General features: G+C 40.0%; 20 protein-coding genes. 14 read left to right on the top strand and 6 right to left on the bottom strand.

Annotated features, from left to right (window positions below; all coding sequences use genetic code 11):
- Positions 1 to 35: 35 nt before the first annotated feature.
- The 5 genes from rodA to O0V13_RS13640 are packed head-to-tail and all read right to left on the bottom strand — an operon-like array spanning position 36 to position 5,499.
- Complete coding sequence (gene rodA, locus O0V13_RS13620; protein WP_268035519.1) at positions 36 to 1,313, bottom strand: rod shape-determining protein RodA; 1,278 nt, start codon at positions 1,311 to 1,313, stop codon at positions 36 to 38.
- Positions 1,314 to 3,116, bottom strand: a complete 1,803-nt coding sequence (gene mrdA / locus O0V13_RS13625; RefSeq protein WP_268035520.1) for a penicillin-binding protein 2 — start codon at positions 3,114 to 3,116, stop codon at positions 1,314 to 1,316.
- Entirely contained in the window at positions 3,116 to 3,637 is a 522-nt protein-coding gene (locus O0V13_RS13630; protein WP_268035521.1) for a rod shape-determining protein MreD, read from the bottom strand. The genes mrdA and O0V13_RS13630 overlap by 1 nt, the downstream gene beginning before the upstream one ends.
- Positions 3,627 to 4,463, bottom strand: a complete 837-nt coding sequence (mreC, locus tag O0V13_RS13635; protein ID WP_268035522.1) for a rod shape-determining protein MreC — start codon at positions 4,461 to 4,463, stop codon at positions 3,627 to 3,629. The genes O0V13_RS13630 and mreC overlap by 11 nt, the downstream gene beginning before the upstream one ends.
- A gap of 7 nt (positions 4,464 to 4,470) precedes the next feature.
- Positions 4,471 to 5,499, bottom strand: a complete 1,029-nt coding sequence (locus O0V13_RS13640) for a rod shape-determining protein (protein WP_073572495.1) — start codon at positions 5,497 to 5,499, stop codon at positions 4,471 to 4,473.
- Between the two features lie 333 nt (positions 5,500 to 5,832).
- On the opposite strand from O0V13_RS13640, the gene rimP reads away from it, so the two are divergent.
- From rimP to O0V13_RS13675, 7 genes are all read left to right on the top strand, one after another.
- The gene (gene rimP / locus O0V13_RS13645) at positions 5,833 to 6,306 is read left to right on the top strand and encodes a ribosome maturation factor RimP (RefSeq protein WP_268035523.1); all 474 of its coding nucleotides are present in this window, start codon (positions 5,833 to 5,835) and stop codon (positions 6,304 to 6,306) included.
- Between the two features lie 5 nt (positions 6,307 to 6,311).
- Positions 6,312 to 7,556, top strand: a complete 1,245-nt coding sequence (gene nusA / locus O0V13_RS13650; RefSeq protein WP_268035524.1) for a transcription termination factor NusA — start codon at positions 6,312 to 6,314, stop codon at positions 7,554 to 7,556.
- A 61-nt stretch (positions 7,557 to 7,617) separates the two neighbouring features.
- Positions 7,618 to 10,470, top strand: coding sequence for a translation initiation factor IF-2 (gene infB, locus O0V13_RS13655; protein WP_268035525.1), 2,853 nt, complete (start codon positions 7,618 to 7,620; stop codon positions 10,468 to 10,470).
- Between the two features lie 321 nt (positions 10,471 to 10,791).
- Entirely contained in the window at positions 10,792 to 11,337 is a 546-nt protein-coding gene (locus O0V13_RS13660) for a hypothetical protein (protein WP_268035526.1), read from the top strand.
- Between the two features lie 112 nt (positions 11,338 to 11,449).
- Positions 11,450 to 12,559: a hypothetical protein gene (locus O0V13_RS13665; RefSeq protein ID WP_268035527.1), complete on the top strand. Its 1,110-nt coding sequence runs from the start codon at positions 11,450 to 11,452 to the stop codon at positions 12,557 to 12,559.
- A gap of 40 nt (positions 12,560 to 12,599) precedes the next feature.
- On the top strand, positions 12,600 to 13,529 hold the full coding sequence (locus O0V13_RS13670; RefSeq protein WP_268035528.1) for a transporter: 930 nt from the start codon (positions 12,600 to 12,602) through the stop codon (positions 13,527 to 13,529).
- A 10-nt stretch (positions 13,530 to 13,539) separates the two neighbouring features.
- Positions 13,540 to 15,084: a phosphatase PAP2 family protein gene (locus O0V13_RS13675; RefSeq protein ID WP_268035529.1), complete on the top strand. Its 1,545-nt coding sequence runs from the start codon at positions 13,540 to 13,542 to the stop codon at positions 15,082 to 15,084.
- A gap of 15 nt (positions 15,085 to 15,099) precedes the next feature.
- On the opposite strand, the gene O0V13_RS13680 is transcribed toward O0V13_RS13675, so the two are convergent.
- A complete protein-coding gene (locus tag O0V13_RS13680; RefSeq protein ID WP_268035530.1) occupies positions 15,100 to 16,734 on the bottom strand; it encodes a carbon starvation CstA family protein in 1,635 nt (544 codons plus the stop codon).
- 212 nt (positions 16,735 to 16,946) lie between these two features.
- Here O0V13_RS13680 and accD point away from each other — a divergent pair, with 212 nt between their 5' ends.
- The 7 genes from accD (at position 16,947) to O0V13_RS13715 (ending at position 23,882) form a co-directional block, all read left to right on the top strand.
- On the top strand, positions 16,947 to 17,789 hold the full coding sequence (accD, locus tag O0V13_RS13685; protein ID WP_073572504.1) for an acetyl-CoA carboxylase, carboxyltransferase subunit beta: 843 nt from the start codon (positions 16,947 to 16,949) through the stop codon (positions 17,787 to 17,789).
- Between the two features lie 135 nt (positions 17,790 to 17,924).
- The gene (gene nqrF / locus O0V13_RS13690; RefSeq protein WP_268035531.1) at positions 17,925 to 19,229 is read left to right on the top strand and encodes an NADH:ubiquinone reductase (Na(+)-transporting) subunit F; all 1,305 of its coding nucleotides are present in this window, start codon (positions 17,925 to 17,927) and stop codon (positions 19,227 to 19,229) included.
- A gap of 143 nt (positions 19,230 to 19,372) precedes the next feature.
- Positions 19,373 to 20,524: a formimidoylglutamase gene (locus O0V13_RS13695; protein WP_268035532.1), complete on the top strand. Its 1,152-nt coding sequence runs from the start codon at positions 19,373 to 19,375 to the stop codon at positions 20,522 to 20,524.
- Positions 20,524 to 20,751, top strand: a complete 228-nt coding sequence (locus O0V13_RS13700) for a cytochrome b5 domain-containing protein (RefSeq protein WP_073572507.1) — start codon at positions 20,524 to 20,526, stop codon at positions 20,749 to 20,751. The genes O0V13_RS13695 and O0V13_RS13700 overlap by 1 nt, the downstream gene beginning before the upstream one ends.
- 1 nt (position 20,752) lies before the next feature.
- Positions 20,753 to 21,595, top strand: a complete 843-nt coding sequence (locus O0V13_RS13705) for an N-acetylglucosamine kinase (protein WP_268035533.1) — start codon at positions 20,753 to 20,755, stop codon at positions 21,593 to 21,595.
- An 87-nt stretch (positions 21,596 to 21,682) separates the two neighbouring features.
- A complete protein-coding gene (gene murQ, locus O0V13_RS13710; protein ID WP_268035534.1) occupies positions 21,683 to 22,492 on the top strand; it encodes an N-acetylmuramic acid 6-phosphate etherase in 810 nt (269 codons plus the stop codon).
- 118 nt (positions 22,493 to 22,610) lie between these two features.
- On the top strand, positions 22,611 to 23,882 hold the full coding sequence (locus O0V13_RS13715; RefSeq protein ID WP_268035535.1) for a pseudouridine synthase: 1,272 nt from the start codon (positions 22,611 to 22,613) through the stop codon (positions 23,880 to 23,882).
- Positions 23,883 to 24,000: the final 118 nt, after the last annotated feature.

Here is a 24,000-nt window from a genome sequence, read left to right on the forward strand (position 1 = left end):
ACCGTTTGTGAAGCTCTAATTCATGAATGTTTTTATTAGCTGATTCTACCTAATTGCTGGGATCTTGAGGAGTCCAATTTGACGAAGATGAATAGCAAAATGGTAAATGCCCAAAGAGAAGAACCTCCATAACTGAAGAAAGGTAATGGGATTCCTACAACAGGGAATAAGCCTATGGTCATGGCAATATTGATCATAAAGTGAAAAAGTAGAATCGATATCACACAATAGCCATAGATCCTTGAAAATCTATTTTTTTGCCTCTCAGCCATGATCACAAGTCTAATCAGTAGCGTTACAAATAGCCCAATTACAACTAAGCTACCTGTCCAGCCGAATTCTTCACCAAGGGTACAGAAAATAAAATCAGTATGTTGTTCTGGTACGAAATCAAACTTGGTTTGAGTGCCTTCCAGATAACCTTTTCCCATCAATCCACCAGAACCAATGGCGATTTTGGATTGTGTCACATTCCACCCCACACCCAATGGATCAATATTAGGGTTGAAAAGAACCATGATTCGGTTTTGCTGATGCTCAGGGAGCTTGGATACCACAAAGTCAATACTGTAGCTATAGGCTATCATTCCCAAACCAATCAAAGAAAAAGCCAGCACCCTTTGCCAGGTCTTTTTTCCCATTAGGATAAGAATAAGCATGATCACAGCAATTCCTAGGGCCAAATACAAATTGTTTTCGATACCAAGAGATAAGAGTGATAGTGCTATAAACCCAATTCCAAGGATGTAATATTTTTGAGGGAATCCCTCCCGATAAAACATCAGGAACATGGAAAAATAAACCATTGCTGTTCCTGTATCCGGTTGAAGTAGGATTAAGACAACAGGGAGGAAAAGTATACCAAATGCCTTTAACTGGTCATTGGTTTTAGTTAAGTCAAAAGTTGGCCTTTCCATGACCTTTGCGAGGGCTAAGGCAGTTGCCAATTTTGCAAATTCTCCTGGCTGGATTCTTAATGAGCCTACACCTATTGATAGAACCTGTCCATTGACTTCCTTCCCAATAAAAGGAGTGGCTATCAATATCAGGATAAACAACATGTAAATGTATAAAGAGAGATTTTCAAAAAATCTATAATCTGCAACCATGATCAAAATGATCAGGACTACCGAAATACCAATTCGCACCAATTGTTGACCTGAATTGATAGACATGTCAAACATGCTTTGAGGAGCTTGGCTATCATAAACCGCAGCATAGATGTTGAACCAGCCTATAAAGACCAATGCAAAATATATGACAACGACTAGCCAATCTACTCGGCTTATTTGTACATCTGTTGAACCCCTCATTTAATAAATAAAGTTGCCGGCTAATACGTAATCTTGAAGTTCTGGACGGGTGATATCACCCTTGATGTATTTTTCAATCATCAAAGAAGCGGTACTTGCTGCAGCACGTCCACCCCAGCCAGCATTTTCTACATAAACCGCGATGGCGATTTTTGGATCATCTTTGGGTGCAAAAGCTACGAATACAGAGTGGTCTTCACCATGTGGATTTTGAGCTGTACCAGTTTTACCTGCAATGACCAAATCTTTAATGATTGCTCTTGTTGCCGTTCCGTAAAGGGCCTCAGCCATGGCATCTTGCACCATGTCAAAATGATGTGCATCAACTCCTACCTCGTTTTTCACTCTATATTGAGCTGGAATCTGACTTGGATCCCCATCTACTGCTTTGATAAGGTGAGGGGTATAGTAATAGCCTTTATTTGCAAAAACAGCTGCCAAATTTGCCATTTGCAAAGGGGTCACCTGTAATTCTCCCTGACCTATCGATAATGAGTAAATAGTAGAATATTTCCAACGACCTTCTCCATAGAATTTGTCATATAATCGACTGGAAGGGACATCACCTCCTTTTTCACCGACAATATCAACTCCCAATCTACCACCAAGTCCAAACTTTAAGACCTTTTCTCTCCAGTCATCCAAACCAATCTCTGTGTCTTTGAAGGTATTGCTCGATACTTCTCTATTGATCATCCGACGAAATGCCTGATGGTAATAAGGATTACAGGAGTTTCTAATTGCCCCAAAAAGATTGACAGGGGAGGGGTGATTATGACAGGCGACTAATGATTTGTTGCAGGCAAATGTTGTTTCCGGAGTAAGAATTCCATCTTGAAGCCCAATAAGACTTTGAACGATTTTAAAGATAGATCCCGGAGGATACATAGCCATAATCGGTCTATTGAATAAAGGTTTTTGAGGGTCTTTGTTCAATCGGGTATAAGTTTTTCCAAATTCTGAACCGGTCAAATCATTAGGATCATAGAAGGGAGCAGAAATCATGGCCAGGATTTCTCCTGATTTAGGCTCAATTGCAACGACGGAGCCAGTTTTACCCTGCATCAGCATCTCACCGTAAAGCTGGAGTTCTCTATCAATCGTGGATGTAAGATTAATGCCTGCTACTGAAGCCGTATCATATTCACCGTCCTTAAAAGGTCCTTTGTCGATTCCTCGTACGTTGACCATTTTATATTTTACGCCTTTTTCTCCTCTTAAATCATCCTCATAAAATCTCTCCATTCCACTAAGACCAACATAATCTCCTTGTGAATAGTAGTGAGCGGAATCCCGTTCCAATTGACGGGCATTGATTTCACCAATATACCCCAAAGCATGAGCTGCAATTGGTTCCGGATAGGATCTGACAGACCTAGTCATGATGAAAAGACCTGGATAATCAATTAAAAAGTCCTGCATCTTTGCAAAATCCGTAGTAGAAATTTGCTTGATCAGGGGAGATGGTTTTACGGAAGAATATTTTTTGGCAGCTGTGTATTTTTCAATCAAATGCTCTTTGGTGATGCCAAATAGATTCAAAAATCGTGTGGTGTCCTCAACATTGAACTCCTTCGGTACGACCATCAGGTCGAAAATGGGATTGTTATAGACCAATAGCTTCCCATTTCGGTCATAAATCAAGCCTCGATAGGGATGATCCACTACCCGTTGGACAGCATTTCTTTCTGCCCTCTTCATAAAGCTATCGTCCAATACTTGGATGGAAAATAACTTGGTCAGAAGAACAAATCCTACCAATAAAATTAAAATGATGACAACAACCGGTCTTTGATCGTTCATTAAATCCCCCTCTTGCGTTTAAAGAACAGTAACTGTACAAGTATAGCCAAAACGAAGGTTAAAATCGAGGAAAAAAAGCTTTTGTTTAGTACGCCAAATAGACCAGCGGTTCCCCATTGATCTATAAGGAAAAAGGCCAAAGAAAATAAGAAGATCAGAGGCATGGCATAGGTGAAGTACCAGCCGATTCCCATTTCTTTCAAATCTGGATCTGTACTATCCACATACCCTCCTGTAGGGCTTATGATTTTTAACCAATAGGGTCTAATGAAGCCTATCAAAGTCGCTGCCGCAGTATGAATTCCTAAGGTGTCGTAAAAGATGTCTACGATAAAGCCTATTCCAAAACTGATCAAAATCAAAGGAATATGTGAAATTGTCACTGGAATGGATAAAATTATCAAAAGGTAGATAAAGCACAGTGCTACCCCGAACAATGCCAAGTTTTTCAACAGTAGGATTTGAACCAAAATAAGAACAAATGCCATCAGCAAGAAGGATATAATAACTCTAATATTCATTGATTACCTCCGCTTCTTGTTGAAGTGAATCTATTTCTGGTAGTTGTGTATTCTCTACCAAATAGACATAATTAATACTGCTGAAATCTGAGCTTAAAGTCACAGTGATATCCAAATGGTTTTGGTTTTCGCCAGGTCCCACAGCTTTAATGACTCCAATAGGAATTCCTTCAGGGAAAATAGAGCTAAAGCCAGAAGTTACCACCGTATCTCCAGCCTGGGCTTTCACATGACGGGGGATATACAGCATTTTAGCTTCATTGGCTAATCTACCATCCCAGTTGATGGAGCCGAATACCTCAGAAGTTTTAATTTTTGACGAAACCAACATTCCGGTATTCAATAAGGATATGGCAACCGAATAGTTTTCGGAAACGGTTTTGATTCTACCCACTACACCGTCCTGGTTAAACACACCCATTCCTACCTTTACACCATCTTTTGCTCCTTTATTGAGAGTTAGGTGGTTTTGTGAGAAGCGCAGTGTTTGACTGATGACTCTTGCACTTTTGAATTTAAATGTCGCTGCAAAGGCTGAATCTAATTCGAAAGTGACAGAATCTGTTGGAGGATTCAAATTGGTAAGCGCTTCCATCAAGGCTGCGTTTTGTTCAATCAATTTCTGATTGGCTTCAGCCAATGAGAAAAAGTCCACAACATCTGATTGGGTTTGAAGAATCGAACCGGTCACTGCGGTGGATGAATTGAAGAAAGCAGCACCCTGAGGAGAATTATTGGCGACAATCATCCAGATTGCCACCAATTCAAGCAAAACAAAAAGAAGAAAAGACCTTAGACTATAAAGGAATTGAAGGATGCGTAGCATTCAGGGTTTAGGTCATCAATACGGTTCTGAAATTTTGTACGTTTTTCAAGGCGGTTCCGGTTCCTCTCACTACCGCTCTCAATGGATCTTCGGCAATGTGAATTGGAAGCTTGGTCTTTTGATGAAGTCTCTTATCCAATCCTTTTAGTAAGGCCCCACCACCTGTTAAGTGAATCCCATTGTCATAAATATCAGCAGAAAGTTCCGGCGGAGCGATTTCTAATGCCTTTAGAACTGCTTCTTCGATTTTGGAAACAGATTTGTCTAATGCAAAAGCTATTTCTGAATAGGAAACCTTGATAACTTTTGGGATACCGGTCATCAAGTCACGACCTCTGATTTCGTAATCCTCAGGAGCCTCATCCAATTCAGTTAAAGCAGATCCAATCGCGATTTTTACTTTTTCAGCAGACCTTTCTCCAATCAAAAGGTTGTGCTGTCTTCTCATGTAATCCAAGATGTCCTTAGTGAAAGTATCACCAGCTACTCGGATAGATTGATCAGCTACGATTCCTGAAAGTGCAATCAAAGCAATCTCAGTAGTACCCCCTCCGATATCTACGATCATGGAGCCCATAGGCTTCTCAATGTCAATACCGATACCAATAGCTGCTGCGATTGGTTCGAAAATCATGTAAACCTCTTTTGCCCCAGCATGCTCCGCGGAATCACGTACGGCTCTTTTCTCTACCTCGGTGATGCCAGAAGGGATACAGATCACCATTCTATGGGACTGAGGAAACATTCCTTTTTTCTGACCAGGGATCATTTTGATCAATCCTCTGATCATTTGCTCAGCCGCGTAGAAATCTGCGATCACACCATCCTTTAGCGGACGGATAGTTTTAATGTTTTCATGGGTTTTCTCATGCATGTTCATCGCTTCACGACCAACGGCAAGGACCCGATTATTGGTTTTGTCTATTGCAATAATCGAAGGTTCGTCAACGACGATTTTGTCTTTGTGAATGATAAGGGTGTTAGCGGTACCCAGGTCGATGGCAATATCGCTTGAGAAAAAATCAAATAATCCCATTTTTTACTGATTGGAGTTTTGTATTTGAGGTTTAGGGTTTAATATAGCAAAGTTGAATGCTTATTAAACGGGGGTCGGCAAAATTATTATGTTCATCCCATAAAATGGAGTGATTGCCGATATTTTTTGAAGATTATTTTAATATAGAAATTCTCGGTGGCTGAGTTTTTGATATTTTAAACGAAAAGTCACAGATTTTACCCCTCAAGTGCTTTAAAGTCATTTTCTTGATTTTTTGGATCAATTGTTTTTAGAATAAAATTATTTTACCTTTGTGCCGTATTCGAAAGTTTCTAGAGGGGACACCAAGTCCCCTCTTTCATTATGCATACTATGTCGGGTTTAAAAGAAACATTGGCGGAACTAGTGGAAAAGCATCTTCCAGATGCAAGTCACTTCCTTGTGGAGTTGTCTATGGGCACCAAAGGTGAACAAACAACTCTTAATATTTTGATCGATGCAGACCAAGGTGTCACCATCGATACATGTGCCAAAGTCAGCCGTGCAGTATCTGATGAAATAGAGGCCAAAGAATTAATCGATAATGCTTACAGGATTGAGGTTTCCTCGCCTGGAGTGGATTATCCTTTGTCCAGCAAACGACAATATCAAAAGAATATTGGACGTACTCTGAAAGTAAGTTTGGAGGAGGGCAAAGAGGCCAAAGGGAAACTGACTAATGTGACGGACCAGGGAATCGTTTTGCTGGTCGCTAAAAAGGAAAAAGGTAAAAAGGCGACTGAGGAGGAAACCTCAATCCCTTTTGAAGACATAAAAAAATCAGTTGTACAAGTATCTTTTAAATAAATAAAATGGATGCCAAAGTCTTAATAGAATCCTTCGCTGAATTTGCGAGATCTAAAAATGTGGATCGACCTACAATGATCCGTATTCTGGAAGATGTTTTTAGAGCGATGATCCGTAAGAAGTTTGAAACTGATGAGAACTTCGACGTGACGATCAATGCTGATAAAGGAGACTTGGAGATTTTCCGTATTCGGGAAATTGTAGATGACAACTCTGAGGACATCTGGGATTTCGACAAGATCAGCTTTTCTGATGCTCGTAAAATCGAACCAGATTTCGAGATCGGTGAAGAAGTGTACGAAAAGATTGAGTTGGAAGAATTTGGAAGAAGAGCTGTGCAGATGGCTCGCCAGACTTTGATCCAAAGAATTAAAGATTTGGAAAAAGATATTCTATTCAACAAATACGAAGAGCAAGTAGGAGAGATCGTTTCAGCTGAAGTTTATCAGATTTTGGGACGTGAGATCCTTTTAATAGATGGAGAAGGTAATGAATTGATTCTACCTAAAGGAGAGCAAATCCCTAAGGATAGATTCAGAAAAGGAGATACCGTGAAAGCAATCGTTCACAAAGTGGACATGATGAACGGAAATCCAAAAATTATCCTTTCTAGAACATCTCCAGTATTTTTGGAGAGACTATTTGAAAATGAAGTTCCTGAAGTTTACGACGGTTTGATCACTATTGTGAAGATCGTACGTGAGCCAGGAGAGAGAGCGAAGGTAGCAGTTGAGTCCTATGACGACAGAATTGATCCAGTAGGAGCATGTGTGGGGATGAAAGGATCCCGTATTCATGCTGTTGTTCGTGAGTTGCAGAACGAAAACATTGACGTGATCAATTTTACAGACAATTTGGATTTGTATGTTTCCAGAGCTTTGAGCCCTGCAAAAGTGACTTCAATTTCCGCAAACGAAGAGACGAAAAGAATTTCTGTGTTCTTGAAACCAGATCAAGTGTCTCTAGCGATCGGAAAAGGCGGATACAATATCAAATTGGCAAGCCGATTGGTAGGATATGAAATTGACGTATTCCGCGAATTGAATGAGAATGAAGAAGAAGATGTGGATTTGATCGAGTTCCAAGACGAGATCGACGCATGGATCATCGAAGAGTTGAAGAAAACCGGTTTGGATACAGCCAAGAGCGTTTTGGCACTAGGTAGAGAAGATTTGCTTAGAAGAACCGAATTGGAAGAAGAAACCATCGATGAGATTTTCAGAATTCTCAGACAAGAATTTGAACAATAATGGGATAAATGCCCAGATAATTACCCAATTTTAAATAAGATTTCGAAAGAGGTTTTTGCTTATGTCAGAAGAAAAAATGATGCGATTAGGCGCTTTAGCTAGAAAACTCAACGTTGGTACGGCAACCATCGTGGAGACTCTGGCGAAAAAGGGCTTTGACGTGCAGGACAATCCGAATTCCAAAATCAGCATGGAGCAGGTAGGTATGCTGAACAAGGAATTTAAGTCCTCTGCACTTGAAAAGGAAGAGGCTTCCCACCTCTCCATAGGGAAAAGGCATGAAACTGTCTCCTTGGATCCAGAACCAAAACCTGAATCTAAGCCAGAGCCAGCTCCTGCTCCAGAGCCAGCTCCAGCACCTAAGCCAGAGCCAGCTCTAGCACCTGCGCCTGTACCTGAGGTCAAAAAAGAAGAACCAAAGCCTGCTCCTGCTCCAGAGGCTAAGAAAGAAGAGCCTAAACCTGCTCCTACTCCAGAACCTGAGAAAATTTCTAATGAAGCTCCTAAGCTTGGAGGAATCAAAGTTCTGGGTAAAATAGATTTGAATAAAAAGCCTAATCCGGCTCCTAAACCTGCGGCTCCTGCGAAGGCTCCAGAGGCAAAAGCATCACCAAAATTTGAGGGGAAAAAAGCTCCTCATGCTCCAAGACCTGAAGCAAAATCTGCCGATAAACCTTTCAAGCCGAAAGAAAAGCCATTTAATGCACCTAAAACTGAAAAACCTGCTCCTCCAAAAGAGGAAAAGCCGGCAGGCAATGAAGTAATTGCTGCTAAGGCTGATTCTTTGAAAGGATTGACAGTATTGGGTAAAATTGAGTTGCCGGTAGAAAAGCCTAAGAAAAAAGGTGGACCTGTGGCATCTTCTGATGAAAGAAACCGCGATAAGAAACGTCCTAGAAAACGTATCGATAAAGGTGGAAATCAAGGAGGAAACAGAAACCAAGGAGGAGGAAACCAAGGAAATCGCGGTGGAAATAACCGAGGTGGAAATAAAGGAGGTAATCAGCAGAGAAATCAGAAAGCTGAACCTACCCAAAAGGAAATCCAAGATCAAATCAAACAGACTCTTGCGAGACTTCAGGGTAAAAACTCAGGAGGGAAGAAGAGTAGAAGAGATAAAAAAGCTGAGCGTGAGCGCGAGGTTGACGTAGAAAACGAAGAAACAAAAATCCTTAAAGTAACCGAATTTATTTCGGCAAACGATTTGGCGGCCTTGATGGATGTGACTGTAAACCAGATCATTTCTGCATGTATGTCATTGGGTATGTTCGTTTCTATCAACCAGCGATTGGATGCTGAAGCGATTACGATTATCGCTGATGAATTCGGTTATGATGTTGAGTTTACCAAAGATATCGAAGAGGAAGCTGTAGCGGTTGAGGAAGAAAATCCAGAAGATCTTGAAGAAAGAGCTCCGATTGTTACGATCATGGGACACGTTGACCACGGTAAAACTTCCTTGCTCGATTACATCCGTATGTCCAAAGTTACTGCTGATGAAGCAGGGGGGATTACACAGCACATCGGTGCTTACGACGTAATGACCAAAACAGGACATAAAATTGCTTTCCTAGATACTCCAGGTCACGAAGCATTTACAGCGATGCGTGCCCGTGGCGCGAAGATCACTGACGTTGCGATTATCGTGATTGCAGCTGACGACAGCATCATGCCTCAGACGAAAGAAGCAATCAACCACGCTCAGGTAGCGGGTGTACCAATGATTTTCGCGATCAACAAAGTGGATAAGCCAAATGCTAATCCTAATAAGATCAAGGAAGAATTGGCAAATATGAACCTATTGGTAGAAGAGTGGGGTGGTAAATACCAATCTCAAGATATCTCTGCCAAGACTGGTCAAGGGGTAGATGAGTTGCTTGAAAAAGTATTGCTTGAATCTGAAATCCTTGAGCTGAAAGCAAATCCTAATAAAAACGCCGTTGGTTCCGTAATTGAAGCATCCTTGGATAAAGGACGTGGATATGTGGCTACCATGATGATTCAATCCGGGACTTTAAAAATTGGAGATGTGATGCTTGCTGGTCAGCATTATGGTCGTGTAAAGGCTATGTTTGACCACAAGGGTAAAAAATCGAAAGAAGCTGGTCCATCGACTCCAGTTCAGGTGTTGGGTCTAAGTGGTGCTCCTCAAGCAGGTGATACTGTGAAGGTTTACGATTCTGAAAGAGAAGCGAGAGAGATTGCAAACTCCAGAGAGCAAATTCAGAGAGAGCAAAGCTTGCGTACTAAGAAGCATATTACTTTGGATGAAATCGGTCGTCGTTTGGCAATCGGTTCATTTAAGGAATTGAATATCATTATCAAAGGTGACGTAGATGGATCCGTAGAAGCACTTTCTGATTCCTTGTTGAAGCTTTCTAAGGATGAAGTGAAAGTTAGCATTATCCATAAAGGTGTGGGTCAGATTTCTGAATCCGATGTCTTGTTGGCTTCTGCTTCTGATGCGATTATCCTAGGGTTCCAAGTTCGTCCTTCTGCAAATGCGAAGAGATTGGCTGAGCAGGAAGAAATCGAAATCCGTCATTACTCCATCATCTACGATGCGATCAACCAGATCAAGGATGCAATCGAAGGTATGCTTGAGCCAGAGTTTGAAGAAGTGATTACTGGTAATATCCAGGTGAGAGAAGTCTTCAAAATTTCTAAAGTGGGTACCGTTGCTGGTTCCTATGTGACTGATGGTTACATCACTAGAAAGAACAAGATCCGCGTGATCCGTGATGGTATCGTAATTCATGAAGGTGAAATCGATCAATTGAAGCGATTCAAAGATGATGTAGCTGAAGTGAAAGCTGGTTATGAATGCGGTATCTCTATCAAAGGTTTCAACAACATCCAAATCGAGGATACTATTGAAGGCTATGAAATGAGAGAAGTGAAGAAAAAGAAATAATTTCTTCAGATAAATTTAGAAGAGAGGAACGGTGAAAGCCGTTCCTTTTTTATTTTCATGCCATGATAGAAGCTGTTCAGGCGGTTTTGGTTTTTATGCTAGTTTTGGCAATCCTCAATCTGATATTAGGTTTGATTAAGCCTGTGTGGGTTCTATGGTTTTTAGATAGGTTTCATAGACTTAAAGTAATTCAAGTTTATGGGGTATCAATTATTCTGATAACTATAATTTTATTTTTCATAAGATTGATTTTTTGAAATTATATATGGTAAAAATTGTTTCTATCGATTATTTGTCTGTAATTTCAGCAAAATTGCCTTTTTGAGAAAACTGATTTCCATATCGCTTTTGCTATGTTTTGCCATCTATCACTTTGGCTATTATGCGTTTTACTATTCGCATCAATACCAAATTGAATCCAATTGGCATGATAAAATTTATAGCAGTTTGGGTGTTGGTTTGGAAGAGAGAATCATGGAAGTTCCTTTGGCAGCTCCTTACATGGCAAACCAAGAGGAGTTTCAAGCAACCAATACCCGTTTTGAAAAGGATGGAAAATACTTCCGTGCGATCAAGCAGCGATATCAAAATGATACGCTACAGATTGTTTACGTTCCGGATACCGCTAGAAAGACTCTGGAATCGACTGTTCAAAAATGGATTTCATTGGTTACTGAGGATGATTTCTCAGGAGAAAATTCCAATTCCATGCAATTAAAGGTATTTGTAAAAGACTATGTAGAATCACAGTTGATAGACTTCGTAGCTATTCAAGAAGTGATTTCAATACAGCATCAAGGGTTTATTTTTTCGTCTTACAAGAGTCCTGTTTTTCAACAAAATCCACCACCTCCGCAGGTAAGCTAATAGATTTCTGAGTCAAGCACTTTTCTGGATTCTTTGGATTCCAGCAAGGAGTGTATTCTATCTATTTCATTCAAGATTGATTCTTGGATGGTTATCTATTTCGCTTTATCAAATGAAAAAAATACTACTATCAGGTTTGGTAGCAGCAAGTTTAATGTTGCTTCCAGCACTTTCCCATGCACAAGGGTGTGTGGCTATTCGTCAATTTTCCGGCCTTGGAAATCCCTTAGGCCAAGGAAATATTCTTGAAAAAGGAGAATGGAATATTTCTGCCAATTACCGCTACTTCAAGTCATTCAGACATTTCAGGGGCTCACATGAAGAGCCCAATCGGATTGAAGATGGTACTCAGGTAATCAACCATCAACATGGAGTAGACTTCAATATTAGCTATGCTTTTTCCGAAAGGTTGTATGGAATTGTTTCACTTCCTTTCCAATACAATGAAAGAAGCTCTCTCTATGAGCATGGCCGAACCGAGCGCCATACCACCTATTCCAAAGGGTTTAGTGACATGAGAATCGGAGCTGGTTATTGGTTGCTGTCTGGTGAAAAGGCTAAAAAGGGAAATACTGCTATCGGTTTTGGTTTGAAGTTCCCAACCGGGGACTACGCTGCTACGAGTACTTTCTATAATCAAGGAGATGAAGGTGTGGAACAAATCAAAACAGTCGATCAATCCATTCAATTGGGAGATGGAGGTACTGGTTTAATCATTGATTTTCAAGGGTTGTGGAATATCACCGGTACTTATTTCTGGTATTATGATGGATTCTACATGTTCAACCCAAAAGAAACCAATGGTACTCCCACCAACAGAAGAAGAGAAAACGAAGCCATCATGAGTGTGCCAGATCAGTATGCCGTTCGAACTGGTGTTTTCAAGTCATTTGAAAAAATACATGGACTAGGGATCTCATTAGGTGGTAGAGTAGAAGGAATTCCAGTGCATGATGCATTTGGGGGTAGCGAAGGTTTCCGTAGACCGGGTTATATCATATCTGTCGAGCCAGGAATTAGCTATATGAAAGGAAATGTCACGGGTACTTTGAATGTACCGATCGCACTTTACCGAAATAGAACCCAAAGCGTGACGGATATTGAAAATTCAACTCCAGACGATGTGGTTCATGGAGATGCTGCTTTTGCAGATTATTTGATCAATTTCTCATTGGCTTGGAGAATCCCTAAGAAAGCTCCTAAAGTTTTCAATTCACTTTAAGAAAGGTTTGTCATGGCTTTGAAGGCCTAAAAAAATCAAAATGAAAAGATATTTAACGAACCTGACTGGTGTTTTAGGCATCATTCTCGGGTTTACTATAAATGCATCAGCCCAGTCTCCGACGGATGAATTGATGATGCCAAAGAATGAATTTTGCCTATTATTCAACTATGAATATGGAGAGTTTAATCAATACTGGGAAGGAGACTTTCTAAGAAAAAATGAAACCATAGCCACGGTTCAAAGAAAGACAGCTATGCTGATGGCAGCATATGGGATAACAGAAAAACTGGATGTATATGCTGGTTTGCCTTACGTTTCTACAAACTCCACTACACCAAACGGGGGAAAGTTTGCTGGAACTTTCGGAGTTCAAGACCTTTCCATCGGCTTGAAGTACAAAGCTTTGGGAAATTCATCTGACAAGGGAGATTTTTCCCTGTATGGTTCGGTTTTGTTTTCCTCCCCTGTTTCTAATTATCTGTCGGATTACCAGCCCTATAGTTTAGGGCTTGGCACTCCACAAATTGCTTGGAGAGGAATTGTCCACTATCAATTGAAAAATGGATTTTATGGTAGGGGAGCAATTGCTTATGTGTGGAAAGGCTATACTGAGGCAGAGAGAACCTATTATTATAATGATGGAAGCTACTACACTCCTTGGATGGATGTGCCTAGTTCCTGGAATTTTGATTTGGCTTTGGGCAAATGGTTTTTCCAAAATGCGCTTCGAGTAGAGCTTTCTGCAAGTAATCAGACATCCACATCAGGTGACGACATTCGACCTTATAATGCACCTCAACCTACAAATAAAGTTGACATGACACGGGTAGGAGCTTTTGCTCATTATTATTTTCCAAAAATCAAAGGACTTGGAGTTCTTACTTATTTCAATCAAAACGTAGCTGGAAGAAATGCGCCTAAAATGACCTCATTTGGAGTTGGAGCGACTTATCAGTTTGGATTTTAAACAACAAGTCATGAGAAAATTATACAATCTTATCTATATAATACTTCCCTTAGCGGTTTTGTTTTCTTGTTCGAAAGATCTTCGGACTGAGTTGGAATATGAAAATTATGTCTTTTCATCTTTGGATGAAAATGGTGGAGATTGGACTCCGATATTGATTTCCAGCGGTTCAGAAATAACAATTTCTGAACCGATGCCTATTAGTTCTTCGGAATACCAAGCAGAATTGAAAGATGTGAAAACCGCAATTGCAACAATCACCTCTCAACAGAAAAAGAACCTTGCTCATTGGACCAATAACCCCGTCGTTCGTTGGAATGAGATCGCTCTGGAATTAATTGCAAAGTATAATTTAATACCGGGACCAAATGAGGATGGATCCTATACTTTGCCAAATCCCAACAACCCAGAGGGACCACCTGTTTTCCCTTTTTCCCACCCCCCTTATGCAAGTAGGGCCTTAGCTTATATGTCAGTAGCTCAGTTCGACGGGTTGATTACAGCTTGGCACTATAAGTATCAATACAATCGAGCCTCTCCTTATTTGCAGGATTTGGAAATCGAGCATGCCTATGAGGAAAACCCTATTCCTTCCTACCCGTCAGATGGAGCAGTGGTTGCTGTTGCATCTGCTGAAATACTAAAAGCTATGTTTCCTTTAGAGGTTGAATATTTGAATTCTAAGGTGAGTGAACACTTAGAAACTTTAATCTTGTCTGGAGAAAATGTCCAGAGTGATATCGATGGGGGAGTAAAAATAGGTGAAGAAATTGCCGCTTTGGCATTGACAAGGGCTTCTACTGATGGGATGAAAAATGCCCAAACCTCAAAAGCTGTATCTGACTCTATTGCTAATGCTGCTTTTGAACGATTTGGTTGGAAATGGATCAATCAAGAGGCGCCCGTAAGGCCAGTGGGTTTGACACCGCTTTTTGGTAAAGTGAAAATGTGGAATGTTCCATATGTAGAAGCTATTCGGCCTCCTGTACCACCTACCCCTGGTTCACCAGCATACGAGGAAGATGTAAAAATTCTCAAGGGCTATTTGGCTGAGCATAGCGAAGAGTATAGAAGAATCGCCAATTTTTGGCAGGATGGTTTGGGAACCTATACGCCTCCGGGTCATTGGAATGAGTTTGCAAATGATTTCATAGTCAAAAATAAGTTCAATACGCTTCGATCTGCAAGGACGATGGCTTACATGAATATGGCCATTATGGATGCGGGAATTAGCTGTTGGGATGCGAAGTATTATTACCATTACCCACGTCCTATTCAGACTATTGAAGGATTTGAAACCATAGCGGGCACACCAAATTTTCCTTCTTATACTTCTGGTCACTCTGTGTTTTCGGCAGCAGGAGCTGAAGTTCTAGCATATATTTTTCCTGATGAAGCAGACAAAGTGAGAGGATGGGCCAAAGAAGCCGCTATCTCAAGAGTTTATGGAGGAATCCATTGGACCTTTGATGCCACAGTTGGTACTACTCAAGGAATCAATGCCGCACAATATTCTATCGATCGGGCAAAGATGGATGGAGCCGATAATTTTTAGTAATGTAATCAGAGATCAGAGAGCCTTTGCGGGTTCTTTGATCTCATTTTTTATACTTTTTGTAGCCAAGACCATTAGGGAAATAGCCAAAATGAATAAAAGAGCGGCTATTAGTGAAAGTACATAAACTTGATCTTGGAAGTTTTTCCAGGCAAAAAGCCCCAAAGAAGCCAAAGTTACGGTAAACATGAAAAACATAGGGATAGTCACAAATAGGGCGTTTTGCTTTTTGCGAATCATCCAAACTGCGATTGTTAAGAGAGCCAATGCCGCTAGGAGTTGATTGGCTGATCCAAATATCGGCCAAAGTGTGGTGAATCCGCCTGAAAGAAGTAGCAGGATTGAGAAGATGACTACCAAACTGGTAGAGATATACCTGTTTTGAGCGATTTTTTTTGCTGCTGGTTGAGGAAGGTCTTCGAAATATTCTTGTAAAGTAAATCGAGCAAGCCTAGTGCAGGTGTCCAAGGTAGTCAATGCGAAAGCAGAAACGGTCAAGGCAACGAATGCCACCGCAAATTCTTCCGGAATCCCAAGAGTAGAAATCATTCCGCCCAATCCGGTAGAAAAAAGAGCGACAGGCCCTTCTCCGGCAAGTCTTTCCATGTATTCGCCTTTTGTCAAAACCACCACAGCGCCAACGGAAATGATTGCCAAGAACGATTCAATTAGCATGCCTCCAAATCCGACAACTTTCGCATCGGATTCTTTATCCAATTGCTTGGAAGTGGTTCCTGATGCTACCAAAGAGTGAAATCCACTAATTGCACCACAGGCAATCGTCACGAAAAGAACAGGGAAAATATACCCGAGATTTTCTGTGGAAACCGTGATTTCATTGCTCATTTTGATTTCTGGATTGGCAATGAAAACTCCCAAAATGGCAGCGATCATCATCCCATAAAGCAAAAAGCTGTTGAGATAGTCGCGTGGTTGAAGCAATAAGCTTACAGGAGTTACAGATGCTATAAAGGCATAAGCGAGCAAAGCCAAAATCCAGATTTTATAATCTAGGACAAATGGAAGCTGCATTCCGAGATAGACAAAAAAGTACATCAAAACCACACCTATTATAGAGATGATAATAAATGCCACTTTTTTATCTCCTACCATTCGGTTGACAATTCCGAAACCGATGGCTAGGAAAATAAACAAAATAGAAGCTGAAGCTACACCTGGATTTGCAACAAATGTCTTAGCTATGATGTCAGCAAATACTCCAATTACCAGGATAAGGGTAGAAAAGCTAAAAAGGATAAATAACTGTTTCCCTTTCAAGCCGATTTGATTTCGGATAATCACCCCAATGGATTTACCATCTGCTCTGAGTGATGCAGCCATACTTCCCAAATCATGTACAGCACCAAAAAATATTCCGCCTACCAAAATCCAAATTACAGCCGGAATCCATCCAAAAGTCACCGCGATAATAGGTCCTACGATCGGTCCGGCACCTGCAATTGATGCAAAATGATGACCCAAAACCACAATTGGCTTACTGGGTTCATAATCTACGCCATCTCTATGAGTATGTGATGGAGCTACATTTTTATCCGAAAGACCAAATTTTTTATAAACAAATGTCCCATAGAATCTATAGGCTAAAATCAATATGATAGCTGATATGATTAATAGAATAGCAAGATTCATAGATGATTATTTGGGTATTATATAATTTGGTACAATGATCGAAAACAAATCTAAGGCTATTTTCATGCCCTTCAAAAGGAATTTAAAATACAGGATTGAGCGGAAAACTTGGGGTTGTTCGGTCAGCTTTAAATTTGGGTGGTTTTATTTAACGGATTTTAGGTCTAAATTTGTAACCTTTGACTCGTCAAAAATCATTTTAAAAACTCAATATGGCTTGGTTTAAAAGAACTGACAAAGGGATCAAAACCTCCACTGCAGAGAAGAAAGATGCACCGGATGGATTGTGGTTCAAAACGCCCAATGGCAACATCATCCATACGCGAGAGCTGAAAAACAATGCTTTTGTTTGCCCTGATGATGATTTTCATGTGAAAATCGGATCCAAAGAGTACTTCGAAATCCTTTTTGATAACAATACTTTCACGGAGCTTGACAAGGATATGAAGTCTGGGGATCCGTTGAAATTTACTGATACCAAACCTTACACTTCCAGAATCAAGGCTACCATCGAAAAGACGGAATTGAATGATGCCGTTAGATCTGCTTATGGAAAAATGAATGGGTTAGATATCGTTGTAGCTTGTATGGATTTCAATTTCATTGGCGGATCTATGGGGTCTGTTGTTGGTGAAAAAATTGCAAGAGCTATTGATCACTCCCTGAAAAACAAGATGCCTTTCTTGATGATCTCCAAATCTGGAGGAGCTAGAATGATGGAGGCAGGATTTTCCTTGATGCAAATGGCAAAAACTTCTGCGAAGTTGGCACTTTTGGGTGAAGCTGGTATTCCTTACATCTCACTTTTGACCGATCCTACCACAGGGGGGGTTACTGCTTCCTATGCAATGCTAGGAGATTTCAACATTGCTGAACCGGAAGCTTTGATTGGTTTTGCCGGTCCTCGAGTAATTCGCGAAACAATTGGGAAGGATTTGCCTAAAGGTTTCCAAAGTTCTGAGTTCGTTTTGGAACACGGATTTTTGGATTTTATCATTGATAGAAGGCAATTAAAAAACAGGTTGACAGTATTGTTGAACCTCTTGAACAATTAATCACAAGTTTTAAATAAATCTAAAGATCAAAGAAGGCAAATTTGAGAAGCTTTTTAGCCTGTTTTATTGATTAATAGATATATTTGTGCACCCAAAAAGGGAATCAATCCATAAGAAAAGTTAAACCAAAATTTCATGGGTTCTGTAATTATTACGTCCATTGTAGCATTTACTGTTATTATTCTGCTACTGGTATTTATTCTTTTGTTTGCCCAATCTAAGCTGGTCAATTCAGGAGATGTGAAAATTGTTATCAACGGAGACGAAAGCAATCCAATTGTCACTGCAGCTGGAACTAGCTTACTTTCTACTCTAGGTAACCAAAAAATCTTCCTTCCTTCTGCCTGTGGTGGAGGTGGTACTTGCGCAATGTGTAAGTGCGTAGTGGAAGATGGAGGTGGAGAAGTTCTTCCTACCGAAGTTGGTCACTTAAGTAGAGCTGAGCAGCAAGGCCATGTAAGATTGGCTTGCCAAGTGAAGGTGAAGCAGGATATGAAAATCCGCGTTCCTGAAGAGATCTTCGGTATCAAGAAGTGGGATTGCGAAGTTATTTCCAATTACAACGTATCAACTTTCATCAAAGAATTTAAAGTGAAACTTCCAGAAGGTGAAACTTTGGATTTTGAAGCTGGTGGATACATTCAGATCGACGTTCCTTCTATCACAGTAAACTTCAAGGAAATGGATATTACTCCACATCCTGAGTTGGGGCACCCAGCTGATGTTTATCAAAGTGATTGGGATAAATTTGGTCTATGGGATCTTGTCATGAAAAATGATGAGGAGATTTTCCGAGCTTATTCAATGGCTAATCACCCAGCGGAAGGTAATATCGTGATGTTAACTATTCGTATCGCGACTCCACCATGGGACAGAGCTAATAATAGATGGATGGATGTAAATCCAGGTATTTGTTCTTCTTATGTATTCTCTAGAAAGCCAGGTGATAAAGTGACCATTTCAGGCCCTTATGGTGAATTCCATATCAATCCAACCGAAAGAGAAATGATCTATATCGGTGGTGGTGCTGGTATGGCTCCTTTGAGAGCTCAGATTTTCCACCTATTCCATACAGAAAAGACGCATAGAAAAGTGTCTTACTGGTATGGTGGTAGATCTAAAAAGGAATTGTTCTATGTGCCTCACTTCAGAGCTATCGAAGAAGATTTCCCTAATTTCAGCTTCAATATTGGACTTTCTGAGCCACTTCCTGAAGATAATTGGAAGATCAAAAAGTCTTTGGAAGACAAAGAAGGTGATGGTTATGTAGGATTCATTCACCAAGTATTGTATGACAATTACTTGAAAAATCATCCTGAGCCAGATGAGGTAGAATTCTACCTATGTGGTCCTCCATTGATGAACGCAGCTGTTTTGAAAATGCTCGAAGATTTGGGTATTCCAGACGAAAATATCAGATTTGACGACTTCGGTGGTTAATCTAAAAATACAAGTCCCGCTTCGGCGGGATTTTTTTTTGCTCTATTTTTTTGATACACAAGGTGGATTGAATTTGAGTTCTTTCAAATTTTGGCTTAATTTTTGGCTCTTTTTTGATTATTTTTACCCTAGATCACACCCATATGAATATTCAATCTTTTTTCGAACCAGTACCTGAGTTTCTTTGGCAAAAGAAGTATCCTGACAATTCATTCTTCAAGCAAATCCATTGGTATGGAGAAGAATTCCCTGATTTAAAGGGTATTCAAATTGCCTTGGTAGGTTTGAAGGAAGCAAGAGGGATAAAGAAGTCTGAAAGCGTAGAAAGGGCCTCTCTGGAAATTCGTGAGAAGTTATTTGATTTAAAAAGAGGAGTAGGACCCTATCGCGTTGCTGACTTGGGGGACTTGATTCCCGGGGATACTTTGGAAGAGACTTATGAGCGGATCCAAAAAGTTGGAGAAGCACTCATGAAGCAACAAATACTTCCTATTTACATAGGGGGTACTCATGATTTGGATTATGGACAATATCTGTCTTACCAAAAAATGAAAAAATTGGTGAGTTTGCTAACAATAGACTCCAAGTTGGATATGGAGGAAGACGGACCCCTTTCTGATCAGCATACTCAAGAGATTATTCTCCACCAGCCAAATTTCTTGTTTTCTTATTCTCATTTGGCTTATCAAAGTTTTCTGGTTGATCCAAATTTGATTAATGTGATTGAGAAATTATACTTTGATCATATGAGATTGGGTGTGGTGAGGAAGGAGTTCAAAGAAATCGAACCTCTTATAAGAAATGCAGATTTCCTTAGTTTTGACCTGTGTGCGATTCAATCTTCTGATGCTCCGGGTGCGATAGACCCTCAGCCATTTGGATTGACGGCGGAAGAAGCTTGTCAGATTTGTTGGTTTGCAGGAATGAATGAAAAATTGAGCTCTATCGGTATTTATGGATATGATCCCTATTTCGATGATGCTTCCAACAAAACTGCGAAAGTGACAGCAGTGATGATCTGGTATTTTATTGAAGGCTTTTATTCGAGAAAGGATAGTCTTTCCTTCAAAAGCAGTGATTATATCAAGTACAATGTCTCATTAGATACTCAGCCTAACACCCTGGTGTTTTATAAAAGTAAAAGGAGTGGTAAATGGTGGATGGAAATCCCCCATAATGAAACAGAAAAATTTGATCGGGTAAGTACTGTTCCATGTAGCTATTCTGACTATCAAGTAGCTCAAAAAGGGGAGATTCCTGAGAGGTGGATCAATGCCCAGATCAAATTGCTTTAATGAAAGAGATTACACGCCAACAGCTTGCACTTCGTAATGGGCAAGATAAACCCGAAGTTTGGATAGCATACAAGGGGATTATCTATGAGGTGACTCAATCCAGATTATGGAAAACAGGCAAACATTACGAGCATTGGGCAGGTCAAGACCTGACCGAGGAACTGAAAGATGCTCCTCATACAGAAAAAGTATTTGAAAAATTTTCGCCCATAGGACGATTGATTTAGTATGATTTTAATTGCAGACAGCGGATCTAGTAAGACAGACTGGAGAGTTATTCATCAGGATGGAAAGATTTCTCAGCATAGGGGAGTAGGGTTTAATCCTTATTACCAAACTTCTGAAGAAATGGCTATTCAGATGAGACATGACTTCTTAGTGAATATTGAAAGTGAAATTTCAGAGATCCATTATTATGGTGCAGGTTGTTCTTCCCCCGAAAGAAAGTTGGAAGTAGAACAAGCACTAAGAACTATTTTTTCAAGTGCCAAAATCACTGTGGACCATGACTTGGCCGCTGCAGCACATGCAACTTGTGGACATAAGGCAGGGATAGCGTGTATTCTTGGAACAGGATCCAATAGCTGTGACTATGATGGGCAAAACATCATAGATTCAAGACCAGCTCCGGGGTATATATTGGGAGATGAAGGTGGAGGAGGATATGTTGGGAGAAAATTTCTACGTGATTTTATCAACGGAGATATGCCGTCTGAAATAAAGGAGGAATTGGTTGATAAATTTCACTTGACTGCTAATACCATTCAGGAACATGTATATAGAAAGCCTTTTCCAAATAGGTATATGGCAAGTTTCTGTAGGTTTATCACAGAACATAAAACCAACCCCTATTGCTATGGTCTCTTTTATGACTCTTTTCAGGATTTCTTTGACACGCATGTTTGTCGATATCAAAATCACCATGAAAAACCGGTCAATTTCGTAGGTTCAATTGCTTATTATAATTCTGATATACTTCGAAAGGCCGCGATTGATCGAGGCTTGAATGTAAATATCATCATCGAAAGTCCGATTGCTGGACTTACACTCTACCATCAAGAAAAACTATGAATTCATTGAAGGATAATGCATTTCGAATTGGAATGAAGTTATTTCTTAAATGAAGTTTTTAGAGCTATTACAACAAAACAAAATCAAATGAAAGTAACAGAGAGTACCTCTCATTATGACAATTTGGACGAAATGAGCGTCCAGGATTTGTTGGAAAACATCAATAAAGAAGACCATAGGGTGCCTGAAGCTGTAAAGCTGGTAATTCCTAGAGTTACTGCTCTCGTTGAGGAGATTGTACCTAGAATGCAACGAGGTGGAAGATTGATTTATATAGGAGCCGGTACATCTGGAAGATTGGGTATTTTGGACGCGTCCGAGTGTCCACCTACTTATGGTGTGCCACATGATTGGGTTTTGGGATTGATTGCCGGTGGAGATTCAGCGATCCGAAAAGCTGTAGAAAATGCAGAAGATGATCCCAACCAAGCTTGGGTGGATATTCAGGAATATGGGTTCAATGAAGATGATACCATTATTGGAATAGCTGCTTCTGGTACGACTCCTTATGTTATTGGAGGTGTCAAAAGAGCAAAATCAGAAGGTTTGTTAACAGGATGTATTACGTGTAATCCTAATTCTCCATTAAGCAAAGAGGTAAAACATGCAATTGAGGTTGTGGTAGGTCCTGAGTTTGTGACAGGAAGTACTCGAATGAAGGCAGGTACAGCCCAGAAGCTTGTCTTAAATATGATCTCGACTACTGTTATGATTAAGTTAGGTAGAGTGAAGGGGAATAAAATGGTAGATATGCAACTTTCTAATGCGAAGCTTGTAGATAGAGGAACAAGAATGATCATGGAAGCCACAGGCCTTGACGAGCAGACAGCGAAGAAATTATTGCTATCAGAAGGTTCTGTGAGGAAGGCCACAGAGTATTATTATAAAAACAAGTAATTTTTGAACGGACTGAATATAAATCCGTAGAATCCCTGTATCTTTGCAGCCCAATTAAGCGATTGAATTCCAATTGTTTATTTTAACTAACTAAATACAGCAGTGATGCTGCATACTTATGAAAAAGCACAATTCCAAAAGGCCTTTTTTCAACAATGATTCTCAGGAATCAGGAGATTCCAAGAAGTTCGAAAAAGGTAAATTTTCCAAATCTAAGGATTCAGGAAAGAGTTCATTTGGAGAGAAAAAGGACTGGAAAAAAGGTGGTCCTTCTAATAAGTTTGAAAAAGAGAATCGATTCGAGAAAAAGACCTCTCGTTTTCAGGATGATTCTAAAAAGCCTTTCAACAAATCCTTTGATGGAAAGAAGAAGTTTTTTTCATCTAAAAATGAGGAATCTGAAGAATCCAAAGGATTTGAAAGGGGGAGAAAATCTTTCGGAAAAGGGAAAGGTGATTCATTTTCTTCCAATTCTGGAGGTGACAAAAAGAGAACTTATTTAGGTCGAGGTAAGGATCAAAAGCCTATATACGGCGATAAAGAAGTAAAATCTTTTTCAAAAGGTCCAGCTAAAAGAGGGTTTGGAAAAAACCGACCTGTGAAAATGGATCAGGATCAAGATAGGCCTGATTATAATTTTGATGCACTTCCATCCAAGAAAGTAAAAGGGGCAGAGACTTCTGACTTGATTCGATTGAATAAATACATCGCCAATTCAGGTATTTGTAGCAGAAGAGAAGCTGATGATTTGATTGCGCAAGGCTTGGTTACTGTCAATAATGAGGTGATCACAGAGCTTGGCTACAAAGTGAAAAAGGCCGATAGAGTGGTTTATCAAGGGAAAAGAATCAATCCTGAGAAGCCAGTTTATGTCCTTTTGAACAAGCCCAAGGATTTTATCACCACTACTAATGACCCAATGGAAAGAAAAACGGTCATGAAATTGGTAGAAAATGCCTGTGAGGAGAGAATATTCCCAGTGGGCAGATTGGATAGAAATACAACAGGTCTATTACTATTTACAAATGATGGGGAATTGGCAGCAAAGCTTTCACACCCATCCAATGAGATCAAAAAAATCTATCAGGTAACATTGGATAAGCCATTGACCAAAAAGGATGAAGAGGCGATTTTGGAAGGGTTGACTTTGGAAGATGGTCCAGCAAACGTCGATGACATGCAGGTTCTTTCTAAAGACAGAACCATCCTTGGTCTTGAAATCCATATCGGTAGAAACCGAATAGTAAGAAGGATCTTCGCTCATTTAGGCTATGAAGTGACCGCATTAGATAGGGTGATGTTCGCAGGATTAGATAAAAAGGATTTGAAACGAGGTAATTTCCGATTCCTTTCTGAAAAGGAAGTAATCAAATTGAAATTCTTCGTTTAATAAATAAGAGCTCCCAAATTGGGAGCTCTTATTTTGCTAATAGAAACATCTTGTTATCAATAAGAATTTGCTTTTTGAACTGAAAACCTACAACTAACTTATCAAAAAGAGAGCTCAT

It is taken from the genome of Algoriphagus sp. PAP.12 (assembly GCF_026652115.1).
Taxonomy (GTDB): domain Bacteria; phylum Bacteroidota; class Bacteroidia; order Cytophagales; family Cyclobacteriaceae; genus Algoriphagus.

Excerpts from the sequence above, each read along its gene's own strand:
- rodA (WP_268035519.1), bottom strand. The coding sequence starts at position 1,313 with ATGAGGGGTTCAACAGATGTACAAATAAGCCGAGTAGATTGGCTAGTC.
- mrdA (WP_268035520.1), bottom strand. The coding sequence starts at position 3,116 with ATGAACGATCAAAGACCGGTTGTTGTCATCATTTTAATTTTATTGGTA.
- O0V13_RS13630 (WP_268035521.1), bottom strand. The coding sequence starts at position 3,637 with ATGAATATTAGAGTTATTATATCCTTCTTGCTGATGGCATTTGTTCTT.
- mreC (WP_268035522.1), bottom strand. The coding sequence starts at position 4,463 with ATGCTACGCATCCTTCAATTCCTTTATAGTCTAAGGTCTTTTCTTCTT.
- O0V13_RS13640 (WP_073572495.1), bottom strand. The coding sequence starts at position 5,499 with ATGGGATTATTTGATTTTTTCTCAAGCGATATTGCCATCGACCTGGGT.
- rimP (WP_268035523.1), top strand. The coding sequence starts at position 5,833 with ATGTCGGGTTTAAAAGAAACATTGGCGGAACTAGTGGAAAAGCATCTT.
- nusA (WP_268035524.1), top strand. The coding sequence starts at position 6,312 with ATGGATGCCAAAGTCTTAATAGAATCCTTCGCTGAATTTGCGAGATCT.
- infB (WP_268035525.1), top strand. The coding sequence starts at position 7,618 with ATGTCAGAAGAAAAAATGATGCGATTAGGCGCTTTAGCTAGAAAACTC.
- O0V13_RS13665 (WP_268035527.1), top strand. The coding sequence starts at position 11,450 with ATGAAAAAAATACTACTATCAGGTTTGGTAGCAGCAAGTTTAATGTTG.
- O0V13_RS13670 (WP_268035528.1), top strand. The coding sequence starts at position 12,600 with ATGAAAAGATATTTAACGAACCTGACTGGTGTTTTAGGCATCATTCTC.
- O0V13_RS13675 (WP_268035529.1), top strand. The coding sequence starts at position 13,540 with ATGAGAAAATTATACAATCTTATCTATATAATACTTCCCTTAGCGGTT.
- O0V13_RS13680 (WP_268035530.1), bottom strand. The coding sequence starts at position 16,734 with ATGAATCTTGCTATTCTATTAATCATATCAGCTATCATATTGATTTTA.
- accD (WP_073572504.1), top strand. The coding sequence starts at position 16,947 with ATGGCTTGGTTTAAAAGAACTGACAAAGGGATCAAAACCTCCACTGCA.
- nqrF (WP_268035531.1), top strand. The coding sequence starts at position 17,925 with ATGGGTTCTGTAATTATTACGTCCATTGTAGCATTTACTGTTATTATT.
- O0V13_RS13695 (WP_268035532.1), top strand. The coding sequence starts at position 19,373 with ATGAATATTCAATCTTTTTTCGAACCAGTACCTGAGTTTCTTTGGCAA.
- O0V13_RS13700 (WP_073572507.1), top strand. The coding sequence starts at position 20,524 with ATGAAAGAGATTACACGCCAACAGCTTGCACTTCGTAATGGGCAAGAT.
- O0V13_RS13705 (WP_268035533.1), top strand. The coding sequence starts at position 20,753 with ATGATTTTAATTGCAGACAGCGGATCTAGTAAGACAGACTGGAGAGTT.
- murQ (WP_268035534.1), top strand. The coding sequence starts at position 21,683 with ATGAAAGTAACAGAGAGTACCTCTCATTATGACAATTTGGACGAAATG.
- O0V13_RS13715 (WP_268035535.1), top strand. The coding sequence starts at position 22,611 with ATGAAAAAGCACAATTCCAAAAGGCCTTTTTTCAACAATGATTCTCAG.